This window comes from Nitrospira calida, from assembly GCF_976986435.1.
On the sequence record NZ_OZ335950.1, the window covers coordinates 2,863,729 to 2,879,671 of the forward strand.

Below are 15,943 nucleotides of genomic sequence, written 5' to 3' on the forward strand. Positions count from 1 at the left end.
TTCTTCATAAGATTGCCTCCTTGTGAATGAATAACGATCGTCGAACGCCCTCGCGTGAACCCCGCGCTGTGACACGAGCTACCTGCAGCGAGGAGCACACGCACCGCTCTTCGCTTGCAAAAAACTGCTCTGGCTGTCTTCCTAGCACTGTAGAGAACGTGCGGCGAGATGGTAGACATACGTGTATACAGTAAATTCAGAGTGAGTGTCAACCAGAAAAGTGAGGACAAAGAGCGACCGCCAGTTTTTCAAGGGATTCGACCTTCCATCAGCGGGAAGTAAGGATTCGCGCCAGGGCTCCACCCGCAGTCGCGCGGACGGCCTCATCCTGGTCTTTCAACGCCGCCTTGAGAATAGGAACAGCCTCTCGAGTTCCGATATGCCCCAACGAGCGGGCGGCAACCATGCGCGGAAGCGGCAAAGCGTCCACTAACAGGGTACGGAGAGCCTCCACCGCTTCTCTCGCATTCGCACCGGCGGCGCTCCCCAACGCCTTTGCGCTTTCTGCTCGCACCCCGGGGTCGTTTTGCTGAGTCAGTTTACGAATGACCGGCGCGACCGACTCGTATGGTTCGTTCAAACGAAGCAAGGCCGCCGCCGCCTTCGCCTGCACCATTGGACTCGAATCGGCCAGAACCTGTCTGAGCGCTGAAACCGATTCTTTCGAGCCCAGTTCCGCCAGGCTCAAGGCCGCGGTTGCCCGTACGGCCGGAACAGGGTCCTGCAGCGACTTTCGCAGCGACGCAGCGGCTTCCGGCTTGGCCAGCATTCCCAGCGCCTGGGCCGCGGCACCCCGGACGGACGGCTGCTGATAGGTCATCGCCTCGAGCAGAACCGGATAGGCCCGGGCCTCCTTCAATTCCCCCATCACGCGCAAGGCCGCTGCGCGTTCCTCCGGATTCAACGCTTCCGCCGCCCGCAGGAGCCGATCCCAAGCCTCTTTTCTGCCCATTCGGAACAACGCCCCTAAGGCGGCGACGCGAACGATCGGCAGTTCATCGCTCTGAGCCCGTTCGAGCGCCGGAATGACTGAGCGATCGCCCGTCCGTCCCAATGCCTTGATCGCCGCGGCCTTCACCAATCCTGCCTGATCCTCCAAAGCCTTTCGCAAACGGGGAGAGCGGCGCCCTGCTTCCCGGCGGCCCAAGCCCTCTGCAGCTAAGGCTCTCACCAAACCAGATCCATCGCTGAGTCCGTCTTCAAAATACGGGATCGCTTCGTCCGAGTCCAACTCTTTGAGGGCCGTGTAGGCGGCGCCACGCATCTGCTCCCGCATGTCTTTCAACAAAGGCGTGATGAACCCGATCGCGATCTCGCGCAAAAGCGGCTCATTATCCCGCTTGAGCTGATGTTCAAGACGTTCGTATTCGGTGAGCGCATCCACCGGCCGCCCGAGTTTCAGCAACGTTCTGATTTTAAGCGTGCTGACATCGGGGAATGCAATTCCTTCGTGAGCGAGTCGGTCGAGCAATTCAAGCGTCTGCACATACTGCTGTTTCTTGAACGCCGCCAGCGCATCGGACAGCGAAATCGGCGAGCGGGCAGATTCTCCAGCAAAGGCAAAAGAGACGAACGGTAGAGCGCCGATAAGCAGAACCGGGAAAGCCACGGCCCCTATCTGACGAATCTGACGAAGGGTTGTCGAACGGTCTCTCATCGACGCGATGTCACAGTGCGACAAAGACGGGAGCAATCACGGGGGACCTGCCGAGTTGAAAGGAAGTCAAGGAGTTCCAGCCCAACGCCGCTGCGAGAGAAAAACGGCGACATGGGGTTAGTGCTGATGTTCGACCAACGGCACGATCTCCACCGGATACCCAAGGGATTCCGGGCCGAAACGGGGGTTGTCCATAACCTGAAACGCCGTCCGGCGCCCTTTGGGAGCCTGGAGCGAGAAATTCTCGACCGCCGTCCCGTTCGCCGTCACGGTTACCGACCGCATCTGCATTGGTCCGGTTTGAGGATGCCAGACGATCAATTGATAAGTCCCCGGAGGGACATCCTCGATGCGATAGGAACCGGTCGGATCAGTCACCGCGTAATACGGACTGGTCACCGCGATCGCCCAACTTTCCATATAAGCATGAAATCCGCACTGCATATAAAATGTCCGACGGCCCTTGCTGAGCGACACTGGTTCGATCATGGATTTGCCCGGCAAGTGTTCGTGGGTCGCATGAAGATCGCCGCGCCGGTGGTTGGGATTCATCGGCAACGGCGAGTTGAACAGCACCCGCGTCCCGAGTTCCAGCGAGGTCTCGTACGCCTGAATGTCATGCATAACCGGATCCATGTTCACCACTTCCACCGCATGTCCATTACGGACAACGGTGACAAAGGGATTAAACTGGCAGTCCCGTGCCTCGATCCGAGGCACCGATAACTCGAATGGCTTACCCGCTGCGACACCTTCCAGCACCACCACGGCGTCTTTCAATCCGCCCTCGGAATCCACGACGAAATCCCTGAGTAACCGCCAGCCTCGACCGTTGGAAATACGGCCGCAATAAACCGGGTCGGGAAACGTGATCAGATTAAAGCCTTTCGGGGTCGGCACTTCCCCGTCCAGAGTCACCTTGCCGGTAACGGTTCCGCCATGTGTCACCTCGATCACCTCGTAGGACCAGACATCGGACGGACCGGCTGACGCAACGGTCAACAGAATGCCGGCCGCGAGGACCGTTCGGAACAGACCCGCTTCGCTTGCAGGCCGAGTATGCACCTTCATGTTCCCTCCAGCCATGTTCAAGGCTTTTGCAACAAGAGAGTCGGTCTGATCTCCAGCGACTTCCCTAGCACTTCCAGACCGAAATGGGGGTTCTCGACGATTTCATGAGCGCTCCGTCGTCCGGTCGGGGCTTTAAATTGGAAAGATGTGACAACCGTTTGCTTAGGCCCGACTGTGACCTTCTGCTCCGCCATCGGCCCGGTCTGTGGATGCCAGGCGACAAGGGTATATTCTCCCGGCGGCACATCGGTGAGCGTAAACGAGCCGTTGCTATCCGTGATCGCATAATAGGGATTTTCCACCGCCATCCCCCAGCTTTCCATATAGGCGTGGAATCCGCATTGCATGACAAAGATCCGACGCCCCTTCGTCATGTTGATCGTCTGCTTCATCGGCTGGCCGGGAAGGTGTTCGTGGCTCTCGGCGCCGACGTCGCGGCGGTGATGCGGATTCATCGGCAGCGGGGTATTGAACAGCACCCGGGGGCCGAGATGCGAGGTCTCGTAGGCCTGAATGTCGTGCATAACCGGATCCATGTTGACCACAGTCACTTCCGTCTTGTCGCGCACGACGGTCACGAACGGCAGAAACCGGCAATCGCGTGCCTCGATAGTCGGCGGCTCAAACGTGAAAGGTTTTCCCTTTGCTACATCGGTCAGCATGACGACCACGTCTTTGAGTCCACCGTCCGGCGCGATCGTGAACTCATCGAGAATTCGCCAACCCGTCCCAGTCGAAATCCGTCCGCAGTAAACAGGATCAGGGAACGTAACCAGATTAAACCCCTTGGGTACCGGCTTGCCCCCCGTCATCGTCACCTTGCCGGTGATTGCTCCACCGTCCATCACCGCGATCTCGTCATAGCTCCACGATGGCGACACATCGGCCTCGACCAGCAACAATGCCATTACGACTATCAGCAGCCACATGAAACCCTCCCTCATGTTCTTTTCTGTCCCAACAAGCTCGCTTCACAAACAGCAGCAGAATAAGACTCGCTCATCTTACACAACGGCAAGCCGTAAGAAAAAGGGGGAGCCGCCTTGGCTCCCCCTTTTTGGTTCGGACATCGCTTACGCGAGCGGCTTCGATTTACTTGGAAGCCACCGGAACCGCCTGAGCGGGTGTTTCCGTCTCGGCTTTCTTCACGCCTGGCGCGGCGCCAGCCAGCGGCAGCAGACGCTGATCCCCCGCCGGCAGTACACGGAAATAGCCCCACTGTCCCGACTGCGAGTACGGCAGGCGCTGGTTGCTGTACACATAATCGCCGGCCAGACGATACGGGCCACCCGCCGACGGGATGAACGCATCAAGGACCTCTGAGCCGGAGAACTCGACTACGCTGATCATGTCAGCTCCCCGCATGTACGGCTCGATCGGCCATTCGTGCTTCTCCACGCTAAACATCCCGTTCTGTTCGTTGCTTGCCCCGATAATGTGAATCCGGACCGGATCGCCGGCATGCGCTTCGATGATCGGCGTCGCCGGATCCTCAGGTTTGTCGGCCGTGCAAGGCTGGAAAATGCGGCCCAAGGAGCACCCGGCCTCCTCCCGATACTTGTACGGTTCAGACCGGTAGTTGACCCCGACCAACCCTGCCACGTTTTGCACGTAAGGCATGAAGCTGGTTCCGATGATGTTGTCTTCATCCTGGAAGAAAAGCGCTACATCCCGGTAATTCGGACGAGTCTCGTTCCCAGGGATCGTTCGATCGATGATCACGTCCGCCGCCCAGGCGTTTTTGAGCGAGAGATCGGCGCCGGTCTTGGGATCGCGGTACTTTGATCCCTTGGGTCCGACGATGATCGCCCCGAACAACCCGTTGCGTGGGTTCAGCATCACGTTACCCCAGTCCCACACCAACGATGTCGTCTCCCCAATGAACGGGTCCGCATAGTACGTGTACGTACGGGCCTCGCCCGGCGCGATTGTCTGATCGCCAGGGTTGTTGCCCACATTTGCACCCAGCGAGTCCTTGGGGTCGAAGGCCAATCCGATCGCCGAGAACGACGCGCGGCTCGCCTTCAGCTTGTTCTTCAGGTTGATCTTCACGCAATCCCCGACATTCACCCGAAGGGTCAACGGCATGGGTTGCAAGCCCTCGGCGACCTTGGAGACATCCTCTTCGAGCGCATAAATTTTCGCGTCAGGGTTGGTGATCAGAATCTTCCGTTCGAAGTCCACCTCGATGGCCTCGGGCGCCTTCGGGTTGAACTTCATCGACGGGTAATCCATCGCCACTACATTGAAGGTCTTCACCGGCGCATCGGCCGGGCAGACCGGCAGTGGCTTCGGAATCTCATTCTTGCCTGAATATCCGGCCGGCAGTTTCTTCAAATCCGGCTGTTCCTTGTCGTACACGCGAAGGATGCCCCAGGCTCCTTCGGAGAATTTGGAAGAACGGCCGTTGAAGTGAATGTAATCACCTGGCTGCAATCTTGGCCCGCCGGCCTGCGGCACAACTAGGTCGTACCGCTCAGCAATCCCTATATGAATCGAGTTTTTTCGATTCGCATCTCCGGCATACCGCTCGGTCAGGAAGGTGTGTCCCGACAACGTCCACGTCATGGTCTCATTCATGAGCGTGTGCAAGAGCCGGAAGACCAGCGTATCCCCGACATACGCCCGCAGCAGCGGCGTGTACGGATCGCCATGGATTGCGCTGTTGAAGATCTGGGACGGTTCCGGATTGCTGGCCAATCGCTGCGCGATGGGGCCGGCTCGGAAATTGAGACCGCTCCCGGTGGTATGGGTCCCGCCGTTCAGAAACGGCATCGGCGTCATATAGATCTTCTCCGGCATCATGAACGACACGGTCTTACCCGCTTCAAGCGCTACTTCGACGGGTTGCCCGGGGGGATTACCGGCTGTCACGATGTTCACGGTATGAGGCACTGTGTCATGCACCTGCACCATCAGTTCCCGGAAACTGCCGTTCACGCCGTGACCGACCGGCTCGATCGTGTGAATGTCGGCGACGGGTCCGCTTCGGATTTCTTTGCCGGTCTTCGGATCGTGATAGGTGGATCCGACCGGCTCGGCGATGAAGGTGCCGAATCCGCCATGCGGCCACGTCGTGGCGCCAAATGCATGGTCGTGCCAGAAGACCGTGCCCACATCGGCATCCACCCAGAACCGCTGCCGCACGAACTCCACCGTGATGATGTCGTTCGCCGGATGGTCGTGCTTCAGCCCTTTGGTCAGGGTGATGGTATTCCCCTTGATCTCCTTGATACGGGCAACTTCATTCCCCTTTACATTGTCCGCGCCAACGAGAATCAGAATGTTCGGATGGTACTGCGCCGCATTCTTCACCGTGATGGTCTTGGCACCCTTCTTCGCCGGCGCCGTCAACACGGTGTTCATCGGTGCGGGCAGCCCCTTTTTATTCTTCTTTTCCAGCATCGTGAACGGCCGAACCGACTGCTCGTAAGAAAAGCCGGTGATTACGCCGTCCGACGCCTGGTTGTCGAACTGCAGGAAGTGCCAGTGCGTGTTGATCTTGGACGACTGGAAGTTCGTGTAATCGTCATCCTCCCACTCGCTGGTAAGCATCCAGTCGACACAATCATAAATGTTGCCGCGCACCACCAACGGGTACTTCAGGTCGTCATTGGCCCGAATCGCAGCCTCCTCTTCGTGCAGAACGTAAATCAAGCCGTTCGGATCAACCACCGGCGGCTCCTTGCCCTGCGCTTTGGCGATCTTGATCGGCAGTTTGATGAAGTGGACATTGTAGTACTTGCGGCCGGCGTTCTCCGGACACAAGCTCCACCGTCCATTTTCTCCCGGGAGCGCCTGATCCAGACTCTCCTCGCCGTCGGCATCCCGGCGGATCATTTCCAGCCAGGGCGCCCCAACGTGATTCGGGGAAAACATCACCCGCTTGCCGAAATGCGGCGTCAGATGAGGCCAGGCGATTTTTCCGGTCCGCGGCTCGAACAGAATCGGGTGCCGCTTCCCCGGATGCGTGGACTTATACTTGGGATTGTCGATCGTGCTTTCCTTCTCACTCATTGCACGATTGCCTTCCCAGACCCAGTCCAACACCGTGGCGTCATAGGATTTGATCTGTCCGATTTCATCGTCCTTGTGACCGGGCTTGCCCTGCGGCGGCAACTGCATCGCCACCCAGTCCTTGATATTGATCACGGCCGGATTGGATTTCCAATCGCTCTTACCCTTCTCAACGATCTTGAATTGTTTCCCGTACCAATCGACCGTCGTCCCGATCAGCTTGTCCGACGGCACGCCAACCAGCATGCGGCCCTTGCGGTCTGGCAACTCCCGAAGATCCGGAAGGGTGTCATTCCGGTACTCGCCCACCTGCAAGGTGTTGTAGACCCGCCAATACCCCCACATCCCGGCCACGTAGTGATGTGCCACGTGGCAGTGGAACAGAAAATCGCCCGCCAACTGCTGACACAGACCGGATCCGCACTCCGTCTCGAGGTCCAGCGCCTCGGAGGGACCGATCACTTCAACATCCACGCGATCCGTTTTGTGCCGGATCACCGGATACTTCACCGGGCCGTTCACCGCCGTGGCCCACAGGGGCATGTCGTCGATCGCCCGCGGGCTCCTCGGCCACCGAATGGATCCACCGTGCGGGTGATGGGAGTGGAACACTTCGGACCCTCCGTGCACGAGCCGGAACTTGGCCGGATCTCCCAGGTAAGACCGTGGAATCGTGGGGGCCGCGTCGCCGAAGGTATAGGAACTGTACCCCATCGACTCGTCCTCGAACCCGAAGTACTCGTGCTGCACATGCATGTTGTTGATACCGAACGGCTCGCTGCGATAGTTGATCGCGCGGCCGCCCGGCCGATAGGCATCCGTCAACGGATCACGCTGAGGCAGGAAGTCGCCTTTCTTATTGACCGGACGGAACGCCTCATCACCGACCTCGTGGTAGATCAGTACGAACTCGCGGAAGTCCGGCCCCGTACCGTTCTTAATCATGACCTGCCAACCGCTCTTGGCCGGCGTAGGATCGCCCGTTCCAAGCGGTTCGAGATATTCGGATCCCTTGGGCTCCACGACAAACACGCCGAACAGGCCCATCACCGTCAATTCGCGATCGTTGGCGTAGGTATGGAACTGCCGTCCGCCTTCCTGCGTGCTCGGATGGATGTACCATTCAAAGTCCTGGCTCTTGCCTTCGGGGACGATAGAGTCCGGATTGGTCGTGGTCGCCGGCTTGCCGGTGGCGCTGACGACCATGCTAGAGCCGTGGATGTGCAGGCTCACGTCCTCGCCGCCTTCCAACTTGTTCTGCAGTTTGATTTTGACGCAGTCGCCCTGGTTGGCGCGGATCACGAGCGGCTGGATCCACTGAGCTTGAACGCCCGGCAGGACCGCGCCGGGATCATAGCCCTCTTTCTCCCGTGCTTCTTTGTTCTTGGCCTCTTCCTCACGGACCTTGTCGATGTTCTCGGTCAACACGTACATGTAGCCAGGATAATAATCCAGCCACTGGTTGAGCGTGATTTCGACGTTGATGGCGGAGATATCGTAGAACTTCACCGGCGCGGTGGCAGGGCATTTGCCGTTCGTCGTGGCCGAAACCGGCTCGACGCGCGGGTCCGACATCAGCATCAGATCCTGTCCGCCAGCGCCGTATTGGTGCATCATCGACATGTTGTTGTACATGCCAGTATTGACCTGTTGCAGTTGCGGATCATGAGCCATGTGCTCCATGATGCGCTGGTGCTGTTGCTCCACCATCGCGGCACGCTCGGGCCTGCCAGCGATCGTATCCTCAACGATGGTTTGCCCCTTTAGCTTCTCGGCCCAAGCCGGCACCTGGTGAGCCATGGCGGTGTGCTGCGCCGCGGCGTGTCCTCCGCGGGACGAGACCTCAGCCGATACGATCGTCGGGAGCCACAGCAATACCCCCACCGCGAGCGCGCTAAGCGCTCGGATTGAGCAATGAATTCCTGCGTTGTGATGGTACATGGACCGGCCTCCTTCGAAGATAGAATTACAACGAACGACGATGGTTACACGATGACATCGCTTAGACTGGCGGGCTGCAGAAACTCATACCTGACACCCTATCCGTGCATCATACTCAAGCCGGGAGGATGTTTAAGATACTCGGGTCGATTTGTGGTGTCAACACTGGGAAAATCCGGTGGTGCATTTTTTGTCACGGACGCCACGTGGCGAAGACGGGTGTCGTGGCGATGAGGCAGATGAGGATAGCGGCCGCGACGGCTGTTCAGTTCAACTGATGAGCAAAAGAAAGGGGGCATAGGAGAATCACCCGCTCCCTGCCCCCAGTCTTTGTCGCGGAAAGGTCCCTCTCGAGAGGGACCTTTCCTCAGTGTTGGCTTCACAACCCGGCGTGGGGTTACAGCCAGTTCACGCGCTCAGCCGGGCGGATGTAGATCGGCTCCTCCACCTGCTGCCGCACGACCTCCTTGCCCGACTTGTTGAAGCCCAGCACGGTGTCGTTGTACATCTCGAACCGCTTGCCGTGGATCTGGGTCTCAAACACCTTCGGGCCCGGAATGACGTCGTAGCGGAAGATGATCTGCTGGCTGGCCCGCCACAGTTGCAGCACCGCCAACAGTTCCCGGCTCGGCACCAGGTACTTCTCGATCGCGTTGTCCACCCCTGGCCCGAACATCTGCCGCGTGTAGCCCCGCGGCGCATGGCGGGGTGGGATATAGAACCCATTGGGCTCGGTGCCCCACTGCGGGTACAGGGGCAGGGCCACCTGCTCCACGCGGATGGCGAAATACAAGGGGTGCCAGCGGTCCTCCGCCCACAGGCCGTCCTCGCCGATGCGCACCAGGCTCTGCAGGCGGATCTTGCCCACGCAGGCCGCCATGCAGCGGGTCTCCATCGGCTCGCCACCCGTCAGCGGGTCCTTGCCCTCGATGCGCGGATAGCAGGCGATGCACTTCTCACTCACCCGCGTCGTGCCCCGGTACATCGGCTTCTTGTAGGGGCACTGCTCCACGCACTTCTTGTAGCCCCGGCAGCGGTTCTGGTCGATCAACACGATGCCGTCCTCCGGCCGCTTGTAGATGGCCTTGCGCGGGCAGGCCGCCAAACAGCCCGGATACGTGCAGTGGTTGCAGATCCGCTGCAGGTAGAAGAAGAAGGTCTCATGCTCCGGCAGGCTGCTGCCGGTCAGCTTCCACGGTTCGTCCCGCGAGAACCCCGACTTGTCGATGCCTTCCACGATGGCCCGCATCGAGGTGGCCGTGTCCTCATAGATGTTGACGAACCGCCACTCCTGGTCCGTCGGGATGTAACCGATGGCCGCCTGGCCCACCTTGGCCCCGGCGTCGAAGATCGTCATCCCTTCGAACACCCCGTAGGGCGCATGGTGCTTGCGGCCCACCCGCACGTTCCACACCTGGCCCCCCGGGTTGACCTGCTCGATCAGTTGCGTGATCTTCACGTCGTAGAACTGGGGATACCCGCCGTAGGGCTTGGTCTCCACGTTGTTCCACCACATGTACTCCTGCCCCTTGCTGAACAGCCAGGTGCTCTTGTCCGCCATCGAGCAGGTCTGGCAGGCCAGACAGCGATTGATGTTGAACACAAAGGCAAACTGCCACTTCGGATGCCGCTCCTCGTAGGGATAGAGCATCTTGCGGCCCAGTTGCCAGTTATAGACTTCCGGCATAGTGTCCTCCGTTTTCCGTGATCCGTGATCCGTCCTCCGCCACCCGGTCCCGGCTCCGGGGCCCCGTCCCCTTGCGGGCGACAGGGCCCGGAACTCGGGTCATGGGCCTACACCTTGATCTTGATATGCTCCCCCTTGAGCCACTTGATCATGAACTCGTTCTCCTGGCCCGGGGTGAAGCCCGTGCGCACCGGCTCCCACGGCCCTCGGGCGCCGATGCCGCCGTCCTCCGCCTTGGTGATGCGGATGAGGCACTCCTTCGGCGTCGTGTTGACCGCATGGTGGTCGATCGCATAGCCCCACTTGAACTTCCAGGCGATGGCGTGCTTGCCCGGCAGGCTGTCCGTCTGGTGCATCGGCATCAGCCACGACCGGGTGAACGACTGCTGGGCGCCGTAGCGGAAGTTCGACTGATAGCCGGTATCCACCGCGATCGCCCGGCCGTCCGGCCGCGTCTCGTGCCCCTTCACCGACTTCGCCGTCGCCACGTACGGCGCGTGTTTCGCCATCGTCACGTGGTACGGGAAGGCTGGGTTGTACTTGCAGCGGATCATCAAGCGGGCGACCTTGTAGTAGGGATCCGAGGGCTTCCAGCCGCGATAGGGCCGGTCCACCGGGTTGCCGTCCACGTACACGTAGTCGCCGTCGTTGATGCCGCGGTCCTTGGCCGCCTGCGGGTTGATGTGCAACTGGTGCTCGCCGACCCCCGGCGTCCGCTTGTCCATGCGGTAGGGATCGCCGAAGTTCGACTCGTACATCTGCACCCAGTCGTTGACCGACCACTGGCTGTGCACCCGATGCCGGGTCTTGGGGGTGACGCAGTAGAACTGATACCCCTTCTCCCACAACGGGTTGGCATGCCGCTTGATCTCCTGCCACGGCAGCCGCAGGTTGCGGACATGCTTGTCGTCATGGTGCTGGGCGGTGATCGGAATGCCGTAGTCGTCCGGCCGGATGAACGGGTTGGTGCTGAAGATCGCGTTCGGGAGATAGGGCGTGGCCTCGGTGCCTTCGCGGTGCACGACGAAGTTTTCGCCGTACTCGATGGCCTCCGGCTCCACCCGGTAGGTTTCGATCCGCCCCGACCGCGTCCACTGGGGCTTCGACTCGTTCGTCTCCTCCCAGAGCGGATGCCGCGGATAAGTGCGGGTCATCACCATCCAGCCCTTCTCCGACTTCAGCATCACGTCCGCGTTGTAGCCGTACGCGGTACAACTGGCGTCCAGTAGCCGTTGTACGTACACGTCTACGCGGTTCATGTAGACGAAGTGGAAGACCTGGCGCATCCGTGGATCGCCGGTCATCTCCGTCAGCTTCGCCGCCACGCCCGCAAACGTGTCCGCGTCGTTGCGCGTGTCGTACAGCGGCCGGATCCCCCCCTTCCAGATCTGGAACCACGGGTTGCTCACCGTGGCCGTCATCTCCGGATAGGTGAACTCCATCCAACTGTTACACGCAAACGCCACGTCCGCATGGTTCACGTCGGAGGTCATCTCGATGTCCTGGGTCACGATCATCTCGATGTTCGGATCGACGTTCTTGACCATGTCGTAGTGGTGCTTGGAGTTGTTCAGAATGTTCACGTTGGTGACCCACCGTACCTTCGAGGGGCTGGGCATGTGGGTCTTGCCGGTGAACACCTTGCGGCCGTACTTGGGCGTGTTGACGATCAAGGCCGTGTCGCCATGGTTCCAGTAGCCGACTTCCTCGCCATAGTAGTACGACTTGGTCTTGATCTCCTTGCCGTGGGCGTTGGGGTCGAGGGTCTGATTGAAGGGGTCCTCGCCCGTATGCACCGCCAACCCGGCGCCAGACCAGGGCGTGGCGTTCCAGATGCCCGCCTTGTAGTTGCCCGACCAGGTGTGGCAGCCCGCCCCGAACTTGCCGATGTTGCCTGTCAGGGTCAGCACCAGCGCCGCCGCGCGACCCATCTCCGTGCAGTGGAAGTAGTGGCAGACGCCTTCGCCGTTGTGCATGGCCGCCGGCTTCACCGTCCCGCTGTCCCGCGCCCACCGCACGATCAGGTCCTTGGGCGACCGGGTAATCTGATGCACCGTATCCAGGTCATAGTCCTGGAGGTGTACCTGATACAGCTGGTAGATCGGCATCACGTCCACTTCGCGGCCGTTGAGCAGCTTCACCCGGTAGGTGCCGGTGAGGGCCGCCTCAATGCCGCTCTTGAAATAGTGCCAGCCAACCTGCTCCCGGTGCAGGGGGACCGCCTGGTTCTTGTTCAGATCCCACACCATGAAGCCGCCGAGCCGCTCGATCTGCTCCGGCTTGAGCGACTGCACCCGGCCCGAGTAACTTCGGGAGAAATCCGGGAACTGGTAGTTCTCGATCACGTCCCGCGGGTCGAGGTACTGCAACGTGTCCGTGCGGACCAGCAAGGGCATATCGGTCTGGCTCTTGATATAGTCGATGTCCTGCATGTTCTCATCGAGGATGATCTTGCAGGCGCCCAGGAAGTTCGCCGCGTCGGTCTGCGGCCGAAGCGGAATCCAGTAATCCGCCCGGTAAGCCACGGGGTTGTACTCCGGCGTGATCACGACGATCCGGCAACCGCGCTCGATGGATTCCAGCTTCCAGTGGGCTTCCGGCATCTTGTTCTCGACGAAGTTCTTGCCCCAGCTCGTGTTCAGCTTGCTGAAGCGCATATCGCTGAGGTCGACATCGCAGTTCTGGGTCCCGTTCCACCAGGGCTGGCTGGGGTCCTGGTCGCCGTGCCAGGTGTAGTTCGAGTAATACTTGCCCCCCTGCGCCCGGTCCGGCCCCACTTTCCGGATCCAACTATCCACCAGCGGCAATACCCCGCCGTTGAAGCGCGTGTTCATCATCTTGCCGATGATGCCGAGCACTGGCATGCCCGCCCGATGCTTGAAGCAGCGGACCCCCGCGCCCTTCATCATCTCGATCATCTCCGGCGGATAGCCCTGCTCGCGCAGCCGCCGCGCTCCCGCCTCGCCGCTGTAGCGCTGGGCGATCAGGATGACGGCCTTGGCGACATACGTGAAGGCCGTGTCCCAGGACACCCGCAGCATGTCGTCCAGGTAGCGGGCGTCGAACTTGTACTTGCTCTTCACCTGTGGCGTGAGTTCCGGTGCCCCGGCGTCCATCCATTCCTTCCACCCCTTGCGCATCAGGGGCCCTTTCAGCCGATAGGGGCCGTACACCCGCCGGTGGAAGGTATAGCCCTTCAAGCACATCCGAGGGTTATGGGCGAAGGTGCCGCGGTTGCCGTAGAGGTCCTCGTAGGTCTGGTGGTCGTAGTTCTGCTCTACCCGCATGACGACGCCGTTGCGGACGAAGGCGCGCACACGGCAGCCGTGGGTGTCGTTGGGGGAGCAGCACCAGGTGAACGAGGAGTCATAGCGGTACTGGTCGTGATAGACCCGCTCCCAGGACCGATCGGGATACTCGCCCAGGGGGTTGCCGACCTCGATGACCGGCTGCAGGGCCGTCAAGGCCAAGGCCTTGTCGGCCAGGGCCGCCGCGGCGACCGTCCCCGCCGAGACTTTGAGAAATTGCCTTCTTGAGAGAAACATCGTGAATACCTCCTGCTTTAAAGACCATGACTCATGCTCTCACGGACGTGCTTTCCTTCTCGCCCCAGTCCATCACCTCCTTTTTTCGTTCCCGAATCAGCACACAACAAAGGCATCATCCCATGGAGCAAGGTTGTTGCCACTCCAAGCTGGTTTCCTGTCGCTTTGCCGAGGAAACTCCTAAGCGGTTGACATACCAAATATTTTTCTCAATACCTGGCGCTGGTGACACGGCCGGTTTGCAGAGCATCTCGTCCTGCCGCGCATATGCATTTATGCCTCCATTGCCTCCGCGATCAAAACGCTCTTACAGTTGAAGCACTTAGACAACGCATATTTTCGTATTCGTCATTGGCCGACGGCGCATCAGGCAAGAAAATGTTTGGGAAATGGCTAGACGCGCGGGAGCAACGTCACGCGAGAGAAACACGTTCCGGCGACATAGAAGCTATACGAACGGATTTTAACACCGTGCATGTCACCGAACCGAACTCGGATTGGGAACACGGAGGAAAGGGAAAAGTCAGCCGTTTTGTCCGCCGGACTCGGATAACCCCAAATACTGTTTCATGAGGAGGGAAAAATGCTGGCGAGGAATCCCGCTGCTCTCAGCGGCCTTGGTAATGAGTCCCGCATGCATCGCTAGCTTGGCCTTGAGATAGCTCCTGGTGAAATCCGCAATGGCTTTTCTCTTGGCCTCCATGTACGGCAACGCGATATAGGGCGAACCCTGACCGACGGCTGGATCGGGTTTGGTCGAGGGCAGGAGCGCGTTGATCTGGCTTCCAGTGATGACGTCCTCCGTGGTCAGCATGACCGCTCGTTCGACGACATTGCGGAGCTCACGCACATTCCCAGGCCAAGGATAGGCGGTCAGCGCGTCGATCGCAGAGGCATCGAAGTAGCACCGCGGCTTGCCCATTTCCCGTCCGAGTTGCGCCAGCAGATGCCGGGCAATCACAGCGATATCCTCGACACGTTCCCGGAGGGGAGGCACACGGATCAGCACGACAGCCAGCCGATAATAGAGGTCGGCACGGAAGGCACCGCGTTTCACTTTCTCTTCGAGATCCTGGTTTGTCGCCGCGATGAACCGCATGTCGACCCGCTTCACCGCCGTTCCACCCACCGGACGAACTTCGTTGTCTTCCAACACCCTCAGCAGTTTGGCCTGCAGCGACAACGGCAGTTCGCCAATTTCATCCAAAAACACGCTGCCGCCGTTTGCCAGCTCGATCAGACCGGGCTTGTTGGAGACGGCGCCGGTAAAGGCGCCGCGCACGTGGCCGAACAGTTCGCTTTCCATGATACCTTCCGGCACGGTCGTACAGTCGATCACCTGGTAGGGTTTGTCGCGCTCCCGACTGTGTTCGTGGACCGCCCGGGCGATCAACCCCTTGCCGGTGCCGGTTTCTCCGGTGATCAGTACGGTCGAACGGACCTGTGCAGCTTCCCGCACGCGTCGCATGATCCCCTGGAAAGCCGGACTCACGCCGACCAGACTGCCGGCCTGCAACTCTCGCTGCGCGAGGCGCTCGTACATGGAATTGCGCCGCAGGATCTCGGAAATCCGGATGGCCCGATGCAAGCGCATGCCGAGGTCTTCAGGATTGACCGGCTTTACGAGATAGTCATAGGCACCACGCCGCATGGCATCGACGGCCTGCGACACACCATTCATCCTCGTCACCACGAGCACCGGCAGGTTGCGGTCGATGTCCTGGATTTTGGACACCAAGTCCAACCCGTCCATGCCTGGCAACACCATGTCGGTCAGTACGAGATCCACCGCTCGCTCCTCCAACAGCTTCAGAGCCCCTTCGGCTGTCGCCCGCACTTCGATTTCCAGATCTCCCTCGACCGCCTTCAGCTCAGCCTGTTCCAGGGCGTGCAGGATCAATTCGGTGTCCGACGGATCATCTTCGACGACCAGGATCGTGAAAGGCGCATGCCCTTTCTGATGCGCGACCGCTCGTCGTTCGCTGGTGATGCTTGCCATCGTGTCTCCCCCCCAAAACCTGTGCG

General features: G+C 60.1%; 7 protein-coding genes. All 7 read right to left on the reverse strand.

The genetic code is table 11. From position 1 onward, the window contains the following. Positions 1 to 268 precede the first annotated feature (268 nt). Positions 269 to 1,609, reverse strand: coding sequence for a HEAT repeat domain-containing protein (locus ACWHTU_RS14095; RefSeq protein ID WP_447860011.1), 1,341 nt, complete (start codon positions 1,607 to 1,609; stop codon positions 269 to 271). Positions 1,610 to 1,774: 165 nt separating this feature from the next. Continuing rightward, positions 1,775 to 2,728 (reverse strand): carboxypeptidase-like regulatory domain-containing protein, encoded by a 954-nt coding sequence (locus ACWHTU_RS14100; RefSeq protein ID WP_447860012.1) that lies wholly within the window; start codon positions 2,726 to 2,728, stop codon positions 1,775 to 1,777. Positions 2,729 to 2,745: 17 nt separating this feature from the next. Next, the gene (locus ACWHTU_RS14105) at positions 2,746 to 3,657 is read right to left on the reverse strand and encodes a carboxypeptidase regulatory-like domain-containing protein (protein WP_447860013.1); all 912 of its coding nucleotides are present in this window, start codon (positions 3,655 to 3,657) and stop codon (positions 2,746 to 2,748) included. 163 nt (positions 3,658 to 3,820) lie between these two features. Then, on the reverse strand, positions 3,821 to 8,686 hold the full coding sequence (locus ACWHTU_RS14110) for a multicopper oxidase domain-containing protein (RefSeq protein ID WP_447860014.1): 4,866 nt from the start codon (positions 8,684 to 8,686) through the stop codon (positions 3,821 to 3,823). 397 nt (positions 8,687 to 9,083) lie between these two features. Next, on the reverse strand, positions 9,084 to 10,373 hold the full coding sequence (locus ACWHTU_RS14115; RefSeq protein ID WP_447860015.1) for a 4Fe-4S dicluster domain-containing protein: 1,290 nt from the start codon (positions 10,371 to 10,373) through the stop codon (positions 9,084 to 9,086). 107 nt (positions 10,374 to 10,480) lie between these two features. Continuing rightward, entirely contained in the window at positions 10,481 to 13,918 is a 3,438-nt protein-coding gene (locus ACWHTU_RS14120; protein WP_447860016.1) for a molybdopterin-dependent oxidoreductase, read from the reverse strand. Positions 13,919 to 14,441: 523 nt separating this feature from the next. After that, a complete protein-coding gene (locus ACWHTU_RS14125) occupies positions 14,442 to 15,917 on the reverse strand; it encodes a sigma-54-dependent transcriptional regulator (RefSeq protein ID WP_447860017.1) in 1,476 nt (491 codons plus the stop codon). Positions 15,918 to 15,943: the final 26 nt, after the last annotated feature.

What these genes read in the sequence shown, in the direction of transcription:
- ACWHTU_RS14100 (WP_447860012.1), bottom strand. Translation starts at nt 2,728, where the DNA reads ATGAAGGTGCATACTCGGCCTGCAAGCGAAGCGGGTCTGTTCCGAACG.
- ACWHTU_RS14105 (WP_447860013.1), bottom strand. Translation starts at nt 3,657, where the DNA reads ATGTGGCTGCTGATAGTCGTAATGGCATTGTTGCTGGTCGAGGCCGAT.
- ACWHTU_RS14110 (WP_447860014.1), bottom strand. Translation starts at nt 8,686, where the DNA reads ATGTACCATCACAACGCAGGAATTCATTGCTCAATCCGAGCGCTTAGC.
- ACWHTU_RS14115 (WP_447860015.1), bottom strand. Translation starts at nt 10,373, where the DNA reads ATGCCGGAAGTCTATAACTGGCAACTGGGCCGCAAGATGCTCTATCCC.
- ACWHTU_RS14120 (WP_447860016.1), bottom strand. Translation starts at nt 13,918, where the DNA reads ATGTTTCTCTCAAGAAGGCAATTTCTCAAAGTCTCGGCGGGGACGGTC.
- ACWHTU_RS14125 (WP_447860017.1), bottom strand. Translation starts at nt 15,917, where the DNA reads ATGGCAAGCATCACCAGCGAACGACGAGCGGTCGCGCATCAGAAAGGG.